Annotated in this window: 15 protein-coding genes; 5 read left to right on the forward strand and 10 right to left on the reverse strand. The window is 71.4% G+C overall.

Going from position 1 to position 16611, the window contains the following annotated elements:
• Positions 1 to 344 precede the first annotated feature (344 nt).
• From AMK19_RS14535 to AMK19_RS14550, 4 genes are all read left to right on the forward strand, one after another.
• The gene (locus AMK19_RS14535; protein WP_073811767.1) at positions 345 to 1355 is read left to right on the forward strand and encodes a mechanosensitive ion channel family protein; all 1011 of its coding nucleotides are present in this window, start codon (positions 345 to 347) and stop codon (positions 1353 to 1355) included.
• Positions 1356 to 1485: 130 nt separating this feature from the next.
• The gene (locus tag AMK19_RS14540; protein ID WP_073811770.1) at positions 1486 to 1806 is read left to right on the forward strand and encodes a hypothetical protein; all 321 of its coding nucleotides are present in this window, start codon (positions 1486 to 1488) and stop codon (positions 1804 to 1806) included.
• Positions 1806 to 3281: a hypothetical protein gene (locus tag AMK19_RS14545; protein ID WP_143200218.1), complete on the forward strand. Its 1476-nt coding sequence runs from the start codon at positions 1806 to 1808 to the stop codon at positions 3279 to 3281. The genes AMK19_RS14540 and AMK19_RS14545 overlap by 1 nt, the downstream gene beginning before the upstream one ends.
• Positions 3282 to 3287: 6 nt before the next feature.
• The gene (locus AMK19_RS14550; protein ID WP_073811773.1) at positions 3288 to 4118 is read left to right on the forward strand and encodes a hypothetical protein; all 831 of its coding nucleotides are present in this window, start codon (positions 3288 to 3290) and stop codon (positions 4116 to 4118) included.
• Positions 4119 to 4180: 62 nt separating this feature from the next.
• On the opposite strand, the gene AMK19_RS14555 is transcribed toward AMK19_RS14550, so the two are convergent.
• From AMK19_RS14555 to AMK19_RS14570, 4 genes are all read right to left on the reverse strand, one after another.
• Positions 4181 to 4645, reverse strand: coding sequence for a GNAT family N-acetyltransferase (locus AMK19_RS14555; RefSeq protein ID WP_073811775.1), 465 nt, complete (start codon positions 4643 to 4645; stop codon positions 4181 to 4183).
• A complete protein-coding gene (locus AMK19_RS14560) occupies positions 4645 to 5583 on the reverse strand; it encodes an RluA family pseudouridine synthase (protein WP_073811777.1) in 939 nt (312 codons plus the stop codon). The genes AMK19_RS14555 and AMK19_RS14560 overlap by 1 nt, the downstream gene beginning before the upstream one ends.
• Positions 5584 to 5634: 51 nt before the next feature.
• Positions 5635 to 6243, reverse strand: a complete 609-nt coding sequence (gene lspA, locus AMK19_RS14565) for a signal peptidase II (protein WP_083646815.1) — start codon at positions 6241 to 6243, stop codon at positions 5635 to 5637.
• 199 nt (positions 6244 to 6442) lie between these two features.
• Complete coding sequence (locus tag AMK19_RS14570; protein ID WP_241844413.1) at positions 6443 to 6946, reverse strand: TraR/DksA family transcriptional regulator; 504 nt, start codon at positions 6944 to 6946, stop codon at positions 6443 to 6445.
• Positions 6947 to 7526: 580 nt separating this feature from the next.
• Here AMK19_RS14570 and ileS point away from each other — a divergent pair.
• Positions 7527 to 10658, forward strand: a complete 3132-nt coding sequence (gene ileS, locus AMK19_RS14575) for an isoleucine--tRNA ligase (RefSeq protein WP_073811780.1) — start codon at positions 7527 to 7529, stop codon at positions 10656 to 10658.
• Between the two features lie 329 nt (positions 10659 to 10987).
• Here the strand turns inward: ileS and AMK19_RS14580 are convergent, their stop codons facing one another.
• From AMK19_RS14580 to ftsZ, 6 genes are all read right to left on the reverse strand, one after another.
• Positions 10988 to 12331 (reverse strand): DivIVA domain-containing protein, encoded by a 1344-nt coding sequence (locus AMK19_RS14580; protein ID WP_073811782.1) that lies wholly within the window; start codon positions 12329 to 12331, stop codon positions 10988 to 10990.
• A 46-nt stretch (positions 12332 to 12377) separates the two neighbouring features.
• A complete protein-coding gene (locus tag AMK19_RS14585) occupies positions 12378 to 12668 on the reverse strand; it encodes a YggT family protein (RefSeq protein WP_033216891.1) in 291 nt (96 codons plus the stop codon).
• 77 nt (positions 12669 to 12745) lie between these two features.
• Positions 12746 to 13363, reverse strand: a complete 618-nt coding sequence (locus AMK19_RS14590) for a cell division protein SepF (RefSeq protein ID WP_073811784.1) — start codon at positions 13361 to 13363, stop codon at positions 12746 to 12748.
• A gap of 192 nt (positions 13364 to 13555) precedes the next feature.
• Entirely contained in the window at positions 13556 to 14344 is a 789-nt protein-coding gene (locus AMK19_RS14595) for a YggS family pyridoxal phosphate-dependent enzyme (protein WP_241844414.1), read from the reverse strand.
• Positions 14341 to 15075, reverse strand: coding sequence for a peptidoglycan editing factor PgeF (pgeF, locus tag AMK19_RS14600; RefSeq protein WP_073811785.1), 735 nt, complete (start codon positions 15073 to 15075; stop codon positions 14341 to 14343). The genes AMK19_RS14595 and pgeF overlap by 4 nt, the downstream gene beginning before the upstream one ends.
• A complete protein-coding gene (gene ftsZ, locus AMK19_RS14605; protein ID WP_073811787.1) occupies positions 15072 to 16286 on the reverse strand; it encodes a cell division protein FtsZ in 1215 nt (404 codons plus the stop codon). The genes pgeF and ftsZ overlap by 4 nt, the downstream gene beginning before the upstream one ends.
• Between the last annotated feature and the right edge of the window lie 325 nt (positions 16287 to 16611).

Consider the following 16611-nt stretch of genomic DNA (forward strand, 5'->3'; position numbering starts at 1 on the left):
CTCCGCCCGCACGCACCCCCCGCCCCTGACTGCCAGGCCACCCACCCCAGCCCCCATCACCGCCGAGCCGCCCACCCCCTCCACGCGCGGGCAACTCCGCCCCCTTCACCGCCGAACCACCCACCCCCCTCCACGCGCCAGCAACGCTCGCCCCCTCCCGGCGCGTGGGCCACGCACCCCCTCCGCTCGCGGGCAACGCGCCTCCCCCGGCTGCCGGGTCACGGGCGGGCGGGCGGGCACAGAAACCCCAGCCCCCACACACGCGCACCCCAAAAGACAAACCCACCCCAACCCACACGCTATGGTGCAAATCCCCCACCCTCCGCAATCCCCGAGGTGCCCCCGTGCTCTGGCCTCTCGCCAGCCTCCTCACCGCCGTCCTCGCCACCCTCCTCGCCGGCTGGCTGGTCGACCAGATCCTCCAGCGCCTCGCCGCCCGCCACCCCAACTCCCCCGTCTGGGAGTCCCTCCGCCGCTGCCGCATCCCCCTCCAACTGTCCCTGCTGACCGCGATCCTGCTCGCGTCCCCTTTCCTCCGCCGCGTCTTCCCCAGTCAGGACGGCGTCGTCCGCCACACCGTCCTGCTCGCCCTGATCGCATCTCTCGGCTGGCTCACCGTCCGAGTCCTCACCGCCGCCCTCGAAGCAGTCTTCGCCCGCTACCAGACCGTCACCGAGGACGCCTCCCGCATCCAGCGCGTCGAAACCCAGCTCGGTCTGGTCCGCCGCGTCGGATCAGCCGTCATCTGGGTGGTGACGGTCGGCACTCTCCTCCTGACCTACGACGCCATGCGCACCGTCGGTGCCAGCCTCCTCGCCTCCGCAGGCCTGATCGGCATCGTCGCGGGCATCGCCGCCCAGTCCGCCCTCGGAAACTTCTTCGCCGGCCTGCAGATCGCCTTCAGCGACACCGTCCGGATCGGCGACACCGTCGTCCTGGAGGGCCAGCAGGGCACGGTCGAGGAGATCACGCTCTCCTACCTGGTGCTGCGTCTGTGGGACTACCGCCGCCTGGTGGTCCCGGTGTCGTACTTCGTCTCCAAGCCGTTCGAGAACTGGACCCGCCGCGATCCGGGCCTGCTCGCCTGGGTCCTGCTCCACCTCGACCACCGGACCCCGATCGACGCCCTCCGCGCCGAACTCGAACGCTTCCTCGCCACCACCGACCTGTGGGACGGCCAGGAGTGGTCCCTGACCGTCACCGACACCACCCCGTCCACCATCGTGGTCCGCGCCATGATGACCGCCCGCGACCCGGACGCCGCCGCCACCCTGAAACTCGCCACCCGCGAACACCTCCTCGCCCACCTCGGAACCCACCACCCCGAGTCCCTCCCCCGCATCCGCACCACCTGACCGCCCCACCCCTCACCCCTCACCATCCCGCCCCTCACCACCCCACCTCCCACCACCCGCACCCACAGTCACGCACCCACGGTCACACACCCACGGTCACACACCCCCCACAAGGCGTCACCATGGAGGCATGACCTGGCAAGCCGATATCGCCATCGACCCGGACGGCGTCCACCGCGCAGCCGTCCTGATGCGGGAGTCCGCCTCGGACAGCCGCCGCGGCTTCATGCTGGACGACGCCCGTACCGCCGGCGGCGCTCATCACGGCTGGCAGGCGGCCCACGCCAGCACCCACTGCGTCACGTCCTGGCGCGACCGCCTGCACCGCGAGGCGGACGAGGTCGAAGCCGCGGCCGACGCGCTCCGCGCCTCCGCGCACACCTACGTCAACACGGACGCCGCGACGGCCGTCGCTCTCTCGGATGACGCCCAGTGGCTCCGGGGCGCCTGATGCTGACCCTCGACGACCTCGACCACGCCCAGCCGGGCCTCTGGCAGCAGGCCTGCGACGACGCCCTCACCACCGCCAGGCACTGCGAGCACCTCGCCTCGGTCGCCCGCGACGAGGTGAACCGCACCCTCGCCGGCTCCTGGACCAGCCCCACCGGGGATTCGGCCCGGGCCCTTTTCGCCCGGCACGCGGAGTCCTACGACTCCGCCGCGCTGTCGATGCGCGACCTCGCCAAGGTCTACGACCGTCTCGCCACTGCCATGGCGGACGCCCAGCACGCCCTGCACGGCGCGCTCGACTTCGCCCGCGACCACCGACTGAACGTCGCCCAGGACGGCAGCGTCCACCGCGACCCGGGCCCGCTCGACCCGTCGAAGGCCGCCGCCCTCGACGAGCGTATCCAGCACGCCGAAGGCCTGATCATCACGGCCCTGCGCAACGCCACCGAGGCCGACACCGCCGCGACCGACGAACTCCGCACCCTGGCCCGGCTGTCCGAGATCGACAGCGCCGCGACGGTCCGCGAAGCCCTCGACCACGACGGCAACAGCGCCCTCGGCGTCGCCCTCCGCCTGCAGGGCGCCCAGCGCGACGGCAACGGCCCGCACCCGATCAACGTCCCCCCGGAGCTGATCGAGGCGGCCCGCCGCGCGTCCGCCGAGACCGGCGTCAGCACCGACCTGCTGCTCTCCGTCATGTGGCAGGAGCAGCAGTGGTACCAGACCCTGGAGCCCGGCCTGGACGGCCCGTTGACCGCCATCGGCCGCCGGGCCGACTGGGCCGCCGCGGAGAGCCTCAAGCCGGACAAGTCCCTCGGCATCACTCACATCAAGCCGGCGACCGCCCGCGCCGCGATCGACCGCGACCCGGCCGCCTTCCCGGGCCTCGCCGCGCTCAGCGACGCCCAGCTCGCCAAGTACATCGAGGAGAACCCGGCCGAGGACGTCCGGCTGAGCGCCCATCACCTGAAGCGCCTTCGGCAGGACCACCACGGCGCCATCACCGACAAGCAGCTCTTCCTGCTGTACGCCGCCGACACCCCGCAGGTCCGCGACTCCAACTCCCGTTACGGCGACGACGGTTCGCACCGGGGCGCGGCCATCAAGGACCGGTCGGACAGCTGGGACTCGCTCCAGCAGTCCCTGCGCGACGCGGACGCCTGGAACAACCTCCCCGAGGCGGAGCGCCGTAAGGCCCTCGCCAACCTCGCGTCCCGTACCCCGAACGACACGGAGCTCGCCCTGAACCCGGTCTACGCCGCCGCGGGCGTGAGCACCACCGCCCACGGCACCGCGCCCCTGCCGCCCGACCGGCCGCGCCCGCCAACCCTCCCGTCCCCGACCCTCCCGTCCCCGACCCTCCCGTCCCCGACCCTCCCGTCCCCGACCCTCCCGTCCCCGGCCGCCCCGCCGCCGCCCGCCGCGGCTCCCCCGGTGCCGCGCCCGGGCCCCGCCCCCACCCCGCCGGCGGGCTGAACGACCATGCGCCACATCCGCTCCGCCCCGGCGCTCGCCGCCGCCACCGCGCTGTCCGCCGCGTTCCTGGCCACCGCGTTCCTGGCTTCCTGCGGCACCGACGGCCCCCCGCCCCGCGTGCCCATGCCCTCGAACGTGCCGACCTCCCCGCAGTTCGCCGACTCCGACGCGGTCGTCGCCGCCCTCGGCAGGGCGGGCATCCCCTGCCTCGTCACCCTGCACACCGCACCCGAGGGCGCGTCGACCACCGAGTGCACAGCGACCCTGGACGGCCGCACCTTCCAGTACGAGGTCGCGGTGTTCGACCTGGAGCGTTTCAGCCGCGACGAGATCGGCAACGCCATCGCGACCGGCCGCACCGTCCACCACCAGACCTTCGTCGCCGCCGGGAACTGGCACGTCGCCGCCATCGACCCCGAGTACGCGCCCCGCATCGCGCAGGCCCTCGGCGGCGTGGTACTCCCCGGCGACGAGCTGAAGATCCCCGACTACCCGCTGCCCGCGATCCCGTCCTCGCCCCGCTTCGACAGCGTCGAGAGCCTCGCCGCCGCCCTCGACTCCGCCGTCGGCTGCGAGGACCACGACGCCGATCCCGGCGGCTCCCTCACCTGCCGCACCGGAAGCCGGGTCGGCCACAGCCCGAACTGCGCGGTCCTGCGGCTCCACCCCAGCGACGCCGACCGCGACCACTACCTGCGCGAGGCCATCTCCCACCCCGCCATCCCCGCCTACCTCGCCACCGGCGCGAACTGGTCGGTCAACCTCTGCGACTACGGTCTCGCCGACCGGGTCGCGGCGGACCTCGGCGGCGTCGTCGTCTCCTACGACGGCAACTGACCCCGCACACCCGACGAGGGGCCGCGATCGTCACCGACCACAGCCCCTCGTTCGCGCAATCCCTACAGCACCCGCGTCATCGTCCGGTGCGGAATCCCCGCGTCGTCGTACTCGGGGCCCTCCCCGGCGTACCCGAGCCGCTCGTAGAAGCCCATCGCCCGGACCTGCGCGTGGAGTTCGAGCTCCTTCGCGCCGCGTTCCCGGCCCAGTTCCTCGACGGCCCGCACCAGTCGGACGCCCAGCCCGGTGCCGCGCGCGGCCCGGACCACGGCCAGCCGGCCGAGCAGGACCCGGTCGGCGACGCCCCCGGTGATGCCGAGCGCCTCCGCGCCGGAGATCAGCCGCGCCGTGCCGAGCGGAGCGCCGTCCGCGCCGAGCGCCAGCAGGTGCACCGAGGTGGCGTCGTACTCGTCGTACTCCAGCTCGACGGGGATCTCCTGCTCCTCGACGAACACCTCGTACCGCACCGCCCGCACCGCCGCGAGGTCGTCCTCGCTCTCGGCGACCCGGATGACGACGTCGGCCATCAGCTCTCCGCCGCGATGACGTCCAGCGCGTGCTGCAGGTCGTCGGGGTAGGTGGAGGTGAACTCGACCCAGCGCCCGTCCTCGGGGTGTTCGAACCCCAGCGAGACGGCGTGCAGCCACTGCCGGGTCAGGCCGAGCCGCTTGGCCAGCGTCGGGTCCGCACCGTAGGTGAGGTCGCCGACGCAGGGGTGCCGCAGCGCGGACATGTGGACCCGGATCTGGTGGGTGCGGCCGGTCTCCAGCTTGATGTCCAGCAGGGACGCGGCGCGGTAGGCCTCGATCAGGTCGTAGTGGGTGATGGACGGCTTGCCGTCGCGGGTCACCGCCCACTTCCAGTCGCTGCTGGGGTGGCGGCCGATCGGCGCGTCCACGGTGCCGGACAGCGGGTCGGGGTGGCCCTGGACCAGCGCGTTGTACTTCTTCTCCGTGACGCGGTCGTGGAACTGCCGCTTCAGGTCGGTGTAGGCGCGCTCGGACTTGGCGACCACCATGATCCCGGAGGTGCCGACGTCCAGCCGGTGCACGACGCCCTGGCGCTCGGCGGCGCCGGAGGTGGAGATCCGGTAGCCGGCGGCGGCCAGGCCGCCGATCACGGTCGGGCCGGTCCAGCCGGGGCTGGGGTGCGCGGCCACGCCGACGGGCTTGTCGATGACGACGACGTGGTCGTCGTCGTGGATGATCCGCATGCCCTCGACGGCTTCGGCGACGATCTGCACCGGCGCGGCGGGGGCGGGGATCTCGACCTCCAGCCAGGACCCGGCGGTGACCCGGTCCGACTTCCCGGCGACCGCGCCGTCCAGGGTGACCTTGCCCTCGGCGGCGAGCTCGGCGGCCTTCGTCCGGGAGAACCCGAACATCCGGGCCAAGGCGGCGTCCAGCCGCTCGCCCTCCAGGCCGTCGGGTACGGGGAGGCTACGGGTCTGCGCTGCGATACTCACCCACCCGAGTATGCCCGACCCGGACCGGCCCGCTTCCCGCCAGGAGGCCCGTCAGGCCTTGGACTGCCCGTCCTCGCCGTCCGCCGCGGGCTCCTTGCCCTCCGGCGCGTGCGTGGTGCCGTCCGGGTTGATGCCGCGGAAGGAGAGCAGGACGACCAGGATGCCGCCGCAGACGATCGCCGAGTCGGCGAGGTTGAAGACCGCGAAGTGCTGCACCGAGATGAAGTCGACCACGTGGCCGCGGAACGCGGACGGGGAGCGGAACAGCCGGTCGGTGAGGTTGCCGAAGGCCCCGCCGAGCAGCAGGCCGAGGGCGATCGCCCAGGGCAGGCTGTACAGGCGGCGGGCGATCCGCCAGATCACCACGATCACGCCGGCGGCGATGCCGGTGAACAGCACCGTCAGCGCCTGACCGATGCCGAACGCGGCGCCGCCGTTGCGGATCACCTGGAGGGTCATCCAGTCGCCGATCACCTGGATCGGCGCGGTGTGGCCCTCCAGGTTGGCGACGACCAGCATCTTCGAGCCGAGGTCGATCAGGTAGGCGAGCAGCGCGACGGCCAGCAGCACGCTGATCCGACGCCGCACCACCGCGCGGGCCCCGTCGGCCGCGGTGGCGCCGCCTCCGGCCCGGCGTTCCTCGGGCGCGGCAGGGCTCATCCGGTCACCCGCCTCGGTGGAGGGGGTGGGGACGGCGTCGTCCTGGGTCTGATGGGAACCTGGCGTGCTGATGATCCGCTCCGCTGCCGTGGGAAAAGCCGGTCGTCGTTACGGGGACGAGAGTACGACACCCGTAGGCCCGTTGGCCGCCCCGTACGACAATGCGCACGATGCGGGGCGGCCGGGGCGTGGACCGACCTCAGCGGCGTTCCTGCTTCGCCTTGCAGCTCACGCAGAGCGTGGCCCGCGGAAACGCCTGCAGACGGGCCTTTCCGACGGGCTGGCCGCAGGACTCGCACAGGCCGAACCCGGCGCCTTCGAGGCGGGCCAGCGCGCGCTCGGTCTGGGCGAGGCTGTCGCGCGCGTTGTTGGCGAGCGACAGCTCGCTCTCCCGGTTGATGTTCTTGGTGCCGGCGTCGACCTGGTCGTCGCCCGCGCCGTCGTTGGAGTCCCGCATCAGGCCGGCAATGGCGGCTTCGGAGGCCTCGATCTCGGACCGCAGCCGGAGCAGGTCGGCGGCCAGTTCGTCGTGGAGCTCGGCGACCTCGGCGGCCGTCCACGGCTCCTCCCCGGCCCGGACCGGCAGCTCGGCCGGGTCGACCGACTCGGCGCCGCCGCGCGCGCCGGAGCTTGCCGGCACGTGGGTGCGGCTGCTGGCCGCGGTGTGTCCGGTGGTGCCGGTCTTTCGCCGCGCAGTACTCACGGTCCCCTCCCCTGGGTCGCTCGCCACGGCCTTGCGCGACCTCGCGGTCACGGTTCCTGTCGCCTTCTCAGCCATGGCTTTCGACCTCATTCACGAATGATCAGAAGCGTCGGTTCCCGACGATCTTGCCGGTCCCGGAACGATAAACCTCATCGAATCGCCCCACAACGGGACATACCGAAGCGTTTCTTCGATCCCACCCGCGCAGCCTCCGACGATCCCGACGCTCACAAGTTGTGCCCAGAACGCCCCCGGCTAACCACTCCGGACCCGGCTCACGGGTGCGCGAAACGGCTTGCGGGGGCCGATACACTGGGCCGTGCAAGGCGCAGATGGGACGAGTACCGCAGTACGCAGCCATGAGCGACCCGGGGACGGTGCGAGCCCGGGGGTGTGCACGGCGGGAAGATCACCCCGGAGCCGCCGGAAGAACGGCCCGGCCAGGGCCTACTAGACCCGGCAGCAAACCCAACGAGAGGGCCGCAGCGCGCGGTCAAGGAGGGTGGTACCGCGGGACGGCAAGCCGTCTCGTCCCTCCGTCGGAGCCAGTCCACGCATCCGCCGGAGGTTGACGCACCCCATGTCGCCCACCTACAACGTCGTTCCCGCGCAGGTCGACCTGCCCGCGCTCGAACACCAGATCCTCTCCTTCTGGCAGGACCAGAAGATCTTCCAGCGCAGCCTGGAACAGTCCGAGGGCCGCCCCGAGTGGGTGTTCTACGAGGGCCCGCCGACCGCCAACGGCATGCCGGGCGCGCACCACATCGAGGCCCGCGTCTTCAAGGACGTCTTCCCGCGCTACCGCACCATGAAGGGCTACCACGTGGCCCGCAAGGCCGGCTGGGACTGCCACGGCCTGCCGGTGGAGCTCGCGGTGGAGAAGGAGCTGGGCTTCTCCGGCAAGCCGGACATCGAGAAGTACGGCATCGCCGAGTTCAACGCCAAGTGCCGCGACTCCGTCACCCGGCACACCGACGCGTTCGCCGAGCTGACCGAGCGGATGGGCTACTGGGTCGACCTCGACCAGGCCTACCGCACCATGGACCCGTCCTACATCGAGTCGGTCTGGTGGTCGCTCCAGCAGATCTTCGACAAGGGCCTGCTGGTCCAGGACCACCGCGTCGCCCCGTGGTGCCCGCGCTGCGGCACCGGCCTGTCCGACCACGAGCTGGCCCAGGGCTACGAGACCGTGGTCGACCCGTCGGTGTTCGTGCGCTTCCCGCTCACCTCCGGCCCGCTGGCCGGCACCGCCGCCCTGCTGGTGTGGACCACCACCCCGTGGACCCTGGTCTCCAACACCGCCGCCGCCGTCCACCCCGAGGTGACTTACGTGGTCGCCACCGACGGCAACGAGCGCCTGGTGGTCGCCGAGCCGCTGGTCGCCAAGGCCCTCGGCGAAGGCTGGGAGACCACCGGCGAGTCCTTCACCGGCGCCGAGATGGAGCACTGGAACTACCAGCGCCCCTTCGAGCTGGTGGAGATCCCGGACGCCCACTACGTCCTGACCGCCGAGTACGTCACCACCGAGGACGGCACCGGCATCGTCCACCAGTCGCCCGCCTTCGGCGCCGACGACCTCGCGACCTGCCGCCGCTACGGCCTGCCCGTGGTCAACCCGGTGGAGACCGACGGCACCTTCTCCCCCGACGTGCCGCTGGTCGGCGGGGTGTTCTTCAAGAAGGCCGACGAGGCCCTCGTCGCCGACCTGAAGGCCCGCGACCTGCTGTTCCGTCACCTCCCGTACGAGCACAGCTACCCGCACTGCTGGCGCTGCCACACCGCGCTGCTCTACTACGCGCAGCCGTCCTGGTACATCCGGACCACCGCCGTCAAGGACGCGATGATCCGTGAGAACGAGGCCACCAACTGGTTCCCGGAGACCGTCAAGCACGGCCGCTTCGGCGACTGGCTGAACAACAACATCGACTGGGCGCTCTCCCGCAACCGCTACTGGGGCACCCCGCTGCCGATCTGGCGCTGCGAGGACGACCACCTGACCTGCGTCGGCTCGCTCGCCCAGCTCTCCGAGCTGACCGGCACCGACCAGTCCGGCCTGGACCCGCACCGCCCGTTCATCGACGAGGTCACCTTCCCCTGCCCGCAGTGCTCGCACACCGCGGTCCGGGTGCCCGAGGTGATCGACGCCTGGTACGACTCGGGCTCCATGCCGTTCGCGCAGTACGGCTACCCGTACCGCAACAAGGAGCTGTTCGAGCAGCGCTACCCGGCGCAGTTCATCTCCGAGGCGATCGACCAGACCCGCGGCTGGTTCTACACGCTGATGGCCGTCGGCACCCTGGTGTTCGACAAGAACAGCTACGAGAACGTCGTCTGCCTGGGCCACATCCTGGCCGAGGACGGCCGCAAGATGTCCAAGCACCTGGGCAACATCCTGCAGCCGATCCCGCTGATGGACCAGCACGGCGCCGACGCCGTCCGCTGGTTCATGGCCGCCGGCGGCTCCCCCTGGTCGGCCCGCCGGGTCGGCCACGGCACCATCCAGGAAGTGGTCCGCAAGACCCTCCTCACCTACTGGAACACCGTCGCCTTCCAGGCCCTGTACGCCCGCACCGCCGGCTGGGCCCCGTCCGCGAACGACCCGGCCGCCGCCGAGCGCCCGCAGCTGGACCGCTGGGTGCTGTCCGAACTGCACACCCTGGTCCGCGAGGTCGACGCCGCCTACGAGGCGTACGACACCCAGCGGGCCGGCAAGCTGCTGTCCGGCTTCGTCGACGACCTCTCCAACTGGTACGTCCGCCGCGGCCGCCGCCGCTTCTGGCAGGGCGACGCCGCCGCGCTCGCCACCCTGCACGAGGCGCTGGAGACCGTCACCCGGCTGATGGCCCCGCTCACCCCGTTCATCGCCGAGCGGGTCTGGCAGGACCTCGTCGTCCCGGTCACCCCGGACGCCCCGGTCTCCGTCCACCTCTCCAGCTGGCCGGTCGCCGACGAGACGCTCATCGACACCGAGCTCTCCAAGCACATGGCGCTGGTCCGCCGCCTGGTCGAACTCGGCCGCGCCACCCGCGCCGAGAGCGGCGTCAAGACCCGTCAGCCGCTGTCCCGCGCGCTGATCGCCGCCCAGGGCTGGGAAGAACTCCCCACCGACCTGCGCGCCCAGATCGCCGAAGAACTCAACGTCTCGGTGCTCGAATCCCTCGCCGCAGTGGGGGGTTCGCTGGTCGACACCTCCGCCAAGGCCAACTTCCGTGCCCTCGGCAAGCGTTTCGGCAAGGGCGTCCAGGACGTCGCCAAGGCCGTCGCCGCGGCGGACGCCGCACGGCTCGCCGCAGAGCTCCGCGCCACCGGCGAGACCTCCGTCGAACTCAACGGCGAGACGGTGGCCCTCTCCCCCGACGAGGTCGTCATCACCGAAACCCCCCGCGAGGGTTGGGCCGTCGCCAACGAGTCCGGCGCGACCGTCGCCCTCGACCTGGCGATCACCCCCGAGCTCAAGCGCCTCGGCGTGGTCCGCGACGCGATCCGGCAGATCCAGGAGGCCCGCAAGAACTCCGGCCTCGACGTCGCCGACCGCATCCACCTCCAGCTCGCCACCACCGACGAGGACACCCTCGCCGCCCTGACCGAGCACCAGTCCCTGGTCGCCGCCGAGGTCCTGGCCGAATCCCTCGGCCTCACCATCACCGACCCCGACGCCCCCCGCTTCTCCGACGAGAGCCTCGCCCTGGAGTTCACCCTCCGCAAGGCCTAGGTTCTGAGGAGCATGGCGCAACCGCGCCCCGTCAGGGGCGCGGGGAACTGCGCGAAGCGGAAGGCACCCACCCGCAAGGTCGCGACGCGGGCAATGACTTGCACGTGATCGCGACCTTGCGGACCGGCCCTGCGCTTGTCACACAGTTCCCCGCGCCCCCGGCTTCGCACCCACCCGCTCGCGCCCCCTGCTTCGCACCCACCCGCTCGCGCCCCCGGCCTCGCACCCACCCGCCCGCGCAAGCTTCCCCGCCCCCCAGTCGAAAGCCCAACGCGAAGGGCGCCCCCAGCCGTCATGGCCAAGGGCGCCCTTTCGCGTTGCGGGACCGCCTAGTTGTCGCCGTCCTCGTCGATCAGGAACCCGCGCATCGGAGCGGGAGCCTGCTGCATCGGCTGCGGAGGCTGCGGCCGCACGGCCGCCATCGGCTGGGTCATGCCCGCCGGCGCCATCGCCCCGTTGGAGCTCGCGGAGGCGCCGCCGAAGGACGGGGCCCCGGCCGAGCTGCCGAAGGAGCTGCCACCGAAGGACTGGTTGCCGCCGAAGGACGGGGCGGAGCCGAACGACGGCGCCGAGGAGGACATCGCGCCGGCACCGGCGGGCGCCATCGACGACGCGGCCGGCGGCAGCGACGCGGTGGCGGGGATCCGCGGCGGGGCGAGCGAGTCGTCCGCCTGCGACTCCAGCTGACGCAGCTGGGTCTCCAGGTAGGACTTCAGGCGCGTCCGGTACTCGCGCTCGAAGGCGCGCAGGTCCTCGACCTTGCGCTCCAGCGTGGCGCGGGCGGACTCCAGGGAGCCCATCGCGACGCGGTGCTTCTCCTGCGCGTCCCGCTCCAGCGCGTCCGCCTTGGCGCGGGCGTCGCGCTCCAGACCCTCGGCGCGGCTGCGGGCCTCGCCGACGATCTTGTTGGCCTCGGAACGCGCCTCGGAGATCGCCTGGTCGGCGGTCTGCTGAGCGAGCGCCAGGACTCGGGCGGCGCTGTCGCCACCGGGACCCTGCTGCTGCTGCATCGGGTTGCCCATCGGGGCGCCCATCGGCTGCAGCTGCTGGCCGCCCATCGGCTGGAGCTGCTGGCCGCCCATCGGCTGGCCCATCTGCTGCTGCATCGGGTTGCCCATCGGCTGCAGCATCTGACCGCCCATCGGCTGGACCAGCTGCTGCTGGCCGCCCATGGTCTGGCCCATCTGCTGCTGCTGCATGGGGTTGCCCATCGGACCGCCCATCGGGCCGCCCTGACCGGCAGGCAGCTGCGGCGCGCCGGACGGCAGGCCGAGCGGCTGGTTGCCCATCCCCTGCTGGGGGCCGCCGAGCTGCTGCGGACCGCCGAGCTGCTGGGGGCCGCCAAGCTGCTGCGGACCACCGAGCTGCTGCGGACCGGGGCCCTGCTGCTGGCCGGGCACCGGCGGACCGGATATGGCGGCGGGCACCGGAGCGCCGGGTCGTCCGCCGTCCTGCGGAGCCTGCTGCTCCTTGCGCATGTTCGCCTGGTTCTGCGCCGCGGCACGCGTGGCGGCAGCCAGCTTGGCGCGCAGGTCCTCGTTCTCGCGCAGCAGGCGGGTCAGCTCGGCTTCGACCTCGTCGAGGAAGGCATCGACCTCGTCCTCGTCATAGCCTTCGCGCAGCCGGACGGTCGTGAACTGCTTGTTCCGAACGTCCTCGGGGGTCAATGGCATCTCTTCACCTCAACGTGATCGTCGGACCGGCATCCTGTCGCATCGTTCAGAACGACAGGCGCTGCACGAGCGAGATCAGGACATACACAATGATCATCAGTACGAAGAAGGACAGGTCGAGCGCCACGCCCCCGAGACGCAACGGCGGGATAAATCGCCGAAGAAGCTTGAGTGGCGGATCCGTGACAGTGTACGTGGCCTCCAGCACCACGACCATGGCCTTCCCAGGACGCCACGATCGAGCGAACTGGAAGACCCAGTCCATCACCAGCCTGAAGAGCAGGATCAGCAGGAACACGGTCAGCACCCAATAGAGCACCGAACCGAAGATCCCCATCACTTCTCCCTCTCCCTGACCGGCAGTCCGTCAGTGACGCACTGTCAAACTGATCCACACAGAAAGTCGTGGCCGGGTCAGCTCTGGTTGAAGAACCCACCCTCGGCGATCCGAGCCTTGTCCTCCGCCGTGACATCGACGTTAGCAGGCGACAGGAGGAACACCTTCTGTGTTACGCGCTCGATACTGCCGTGCAGACCGAAGACCAGTCCAGCCGCGAAGTCTACGAGCCGCTTGGCATCCGTGTCGTCCATCTCCGTCAAATTCATGATCACGGGCGTGCCGCCGCGGAACTGCTCCCCGATCGTACGGGCCTCGTTGTAGGTCCTGGGGTGCAGCGTGGTGATGCGGTAGGGCTCTCGTTCGCTGACGACCTTGGGCATGATCACCGGGGTGCTCTTCTCCAGATTGCGGTGGCGCTCGGATGTGATGGACGACACGGGAGCCATGCGCGGCTGCTCCTGTCGGATCGGGACCGCGGCGGGCACCGGCTGGGGAGCGATCTGGGCCACGGGCGCCGGCTGCGCGGGGGCCGCGGCGGCGGGGTTCGAGGACCGGATGTCCTCGGTGCGACCGGTGCGGATCGGCTCCGGGTCCGTGTCGTAGTCGTCGTCGGGGTCGTACCCCTGGCTGTCGTAGGTCTCGTCCTCGACCAGGCCGAGATAGACCGCCATTTTGCGCATCGCGCCGGCCATGCTGCTGTCTCCTCCGCTCATGCGCCCACCGTTCACCTGCGGACGCCGTGATGGTCACGGCCTGTCAGGCCGACGGTCCGTCAGACCGCGGAGGTGTGCGCTCGGATGCGATCCACGGTTTACCAGCAGACTGATCATCTGCTAGGTTCTGTCCTATTTTGTCCTGCAGTCTGATCTACTTACTCGGTGACGTTACCCGAGCGGTGACCGCACTCCGAGTACCGCCGTACCGACGCGTACATGTGTCGCTCCTGCGGCGATCGCCTGCTCCAAATCTCCGCTCATCCCTGCCGAAACCATCGTGGCAGTCGGATGCATCGCGCGTACGGCGCTTGCGATTTCCGCGAGGCGCGCGAAGGCGCGCGCGGGGTCGCCCGCCAGGGGTCCCGCGAGCGGTGCGACCGTCATCACACCCCTCATGTGCAGCCCGGGCGTGTCGGCGATCTTTTCGGCCAGTTCGAGCACCTCGGCGGGCGCGACGCCCGCGCGGTGCTCGCCCTCGCCGGCCTCCTTGTCGAGCGCGACCTGCACCAGGCAGCCCAGCGGCGGGCGTTCGGCGTTGCGGACGGCGGCGGCCAGCGAGTCGACCAGGCGCGCGCGGTCCACCGAATGCACCAGGTCGGCGTAACGGACCACCGAGCGGGCCTTGTTGGTCTGCAGCTGGCCGACGAAGTGCCAGGTCAACGGGAGGTTGACGCAGAGTTCGGCCTTCGGCGCGGCGTCCTGGTCGCGGTTCTCCGCGACGTCGGTGACGCCGAGTCCGGCGAGGAGTGCGGTGTCCTCGGCGGGGTAGGTCTTGGTCACCACGATCAGGGTGACCTCCTCGCGCGGGCGGCCGGCCGCGGCGCAGGCGTCCGCGATCCGGCGCTCCACCACGTCGAGGTTGGCCCCGAGTTGCTCGAAGCGGGCGCGCTGGGCGTCCGTCAGGGCGGCCGCGAAGTCGGCGCGGCCGGGGAACGGAGCGAAGATGTCGTTCGTCATGAGAGTGGGGACCCCAGCCAGACGTAGCTCGCGAGTCGGCCGGTCCGCTGCTCCCGACGGTAGGAGTAGTGGTCCGGGGATTCCAGGGTGCAGACGGTAGACCGCACCACCGAGTGCACGCCCGCCTCGGCGAGTTGGGCGGCGACGCCGGCCGGTACGTCCAGGGCCGGCGTGCCCCAGGAGGTTTCCGACCGGGCGGCCGGGACGAGCGCGGCCACCTCGGCGCGCATCGCCTCCGGCACTTCGTAGCAACGGCCGCACACGGCGGGGCCGGTGGCGGCCAGGATTCGCTCGGGGCGGGCCCCGAGTTCGCGCATCGCGGCGACCACCGCGGGGACGACCCCGGCGGCCAGGCCCGGGCGCCCGGCGTGCGCCGCGCCGACCACACCGGCCTCCGGGTCCGCCAGCAGCACCGGGGTGCAGTCGGCGGTGAGCACCGCGAGGGCCAGCGGGCGGTCGGTGACCACGGCGTCCACCGTCGGCGCGTACCCGTCGGGTTGGCGCTCCGTCACCACCGCGACGTCCGCGCCGTGCACCTGGTTCATCCAGACCACGTCGGCCGGGTCCAGGCCCAGTTCGCGGGCCGCGAGGAAACGGTTCTGCTTCACAGCTTCGGGCGAGTCGCCCACCGCACCACCGAGGTTGAGCTCCCCGTACGGCGCGGTGCTCACCCCGCCCCACCGGGTGGTGGAGGCAAAGTGAGCACCGTTGCGAAAGGCCGCTTGAATCACTTCAGGAAGTCCGGCACGTCGAGCTCCTCGGCGGGGCTCTCGACGTACGGCTGGCGCACCGGCTGCACCTGCGGCGGCACCGGCGGGGCGGTGGTCACCGACACCGGGGCCTCGGACGGACGGGTCGGCTCCTCGGAGCGGGTGACCGAGCCGATCGAACCGTAGGACGGACGGGTCGCCGGACGCTCCGGCGCGGACGAGCTGCTGCTCGACGAGGAGCTGGAGGCCGACTTCACCACCGGCTCGCGGACGATGGCCGGCGGCTGCCCGCCGTCGAACCCGGCCGCGATCACGGTGACCCGGACCTCGTCGCCGAGCGCATCGTCGATCACCGCGCCGAAGATGATGTTCGCCTCGGGGTGGGCCGCCTCGCTGACCAGCTGGGCCGCCTCGTTGATCTCGAACAGGCCGAGGTCGGAGCCGCCCGAGATGGACAGCAGCACACCGCGGGCGCCGTCGATCGAGGCCTCCAGCAGCGGCGAGGAGATCGCCATCACGGCGGCGGCCTTGGCGCGGTCCTCGCCGCGCGCCGAGCCGATTCCCATCAGCGCCGAACCGGCGTCCGACATCACGGACTTGACGTCGGCGAAGTCCAGGTTGATCAGACCCGGGGTGGTGATCAGGTCGGTGATGCCCTGCACGCCGGAGAGCAGCACCTGGTCGGCGGAGCGGAACGCGTCCAGCACCGAGACCTGGCGGTCGGAGATCGACAGCAGTCGGTCGTTGGGGATGACGATCAGGGTGTCGACCTGCTCGCGCAGCGAGGCGATGCCGTCCTCGGCCTGGTTGGCGCGGCGACGGCCCTCGAAGGTGAACGGGCGGGTGACCACGCCGATGGTGAGCGCGCCGAGCGAGCGGGCGATGTTGGCCACCACGGGCGCGCCGCCGGTGCCGGTGCCGCCGCCCTCGCCGGCCGTCACGAAGACCATGTCGGCCCCCTTGAGGACCTCCTCGATCTCCTCGCGGTGGTCCTCCGCGGCCTTCCGGCCGACCTCCGGGTTCGCGCCGGCGCCGAGGCCGCGGGTGAGCTCCCGGCCGACGTCGAGCTTCACATCGGCGTCGCTCATCAGGAGCGCCTGCGCGTCGGTGTTGATCGCGATGAACTCGACGCCCTTGAGCCCGACCTCGATCATCCGGTTGATGGCGTTGACTCCGCCGCCACCGATGCCGACGACCTTGATGACCGCGAGGTAATTCTGGGGTGCTGCCACGTCGGGGCCTCTCGCCTCGAATTTCCGGGTCGGCGCCCCTGGATACGAAGGCCGACGGATGTCGATGGGTGGGAAGCGCGTGGTTCCAACCCGAACCCTAAACTTGAGGTTGAGGGTTATCGCTGTGCCGGTGTCAGTTCATTGTCGAGCACAGCTCGTTGACACAGGACAGTAGGTCGCAACCAGCGCGTGTTTCAACGAACACGCCGAGCTTCCCTTTTTCTTTTGAGCCTATGTGATCATCGATCCCCCGGTGAAACCGGGGTGACCATCAAGGGTCGGACCGGAGCCTCGGCTCCGTCAATACCTCCCCTGCGCACAGAAC

Origin of the sequence: Kitasatospora sp. CB01950, assembly GCF_001905465.1 — a bacterium.
GTDB lineage: Bacteria > Actinomycetota > Actinomycetes > Streptomycetales > Streptomycetaceae > Kitasatospora.

Excerpts from the sequence above, each read along its gene's own strand:
- AMK19_RS14540 (WP_073811770.1), top strand. The coding sequence starts at position 1,486 with ATGACCTGGCAAGCCGATATCGCCATCGACCCGGACGGCGTCCACCGC.
- AMK19_RS14545 (WP_143200218.1), top strand. The coding sequence starts at position 1,806 with ATGCTGACCCTCGACGACCTCGACCACGCCCAGCCGGGCCTCTGGCAG.
- AMK19_RS14550 (WP_073811773.1), top strand. The coding sequence starts at position 3,288 with ATGCGCCACATCCGCTCCGCCCCGGCGCTCGCCGCCGCCACCGCGCTG.
- AMK19_RS14555 (WP_073811775.1), bottom strand. The coding sequence starts at position 4,645 with ATGGCCGACGTCGTCATCCGGGTCGCCGAGAGCGAGGACGACCTCGCG.
- lspA (WP_083646815.1), bottom strand. The coding sequence starts at position 6,243 with ATGAGCCCTGCCGCGCCCGAGGAACGCCGGGCCGGAGGCGGCGCCACC.
- ileS (WP_073811780.1), top strand. The coding sequence starts at position 7,527 with ATGTCGCCCACCTACAACGTCGTTCCCGCGCAGGTCGACCTGCCCGCG.
- AMK19_RS14580 (WP_073811782.1), bottom strand. The coding sequence starts at position 12,331 with ATGCCATTGACCCCCGAGGACGTTCGGAACAAGCAGTTCACGACCGTC.
- AMK19_RS14585 (WP_033216891.1), bottom strand. The coding sequence starts at position 12,668 with ATGGGGATCTTCGGTTCGGTGCTCTATTGGGTGCTGACCGTGTTCCTG.
- AMK19_RS14590 (WP_073811784.1), bottom strand. The coding sequence starts at position 13,363 with ATGGCCGGCGCGATGCGCAAAATGGCGGTCTATCTCGGCCTGGTCGAG.
- AMK19_RS14595 (WP_241844414.1), bottom strand. The coding sequence starts at position 14,344 with ATGACGAACGACATCTTCGCTCCGTTCCCCGGCCGCGCCGACTTCGCG.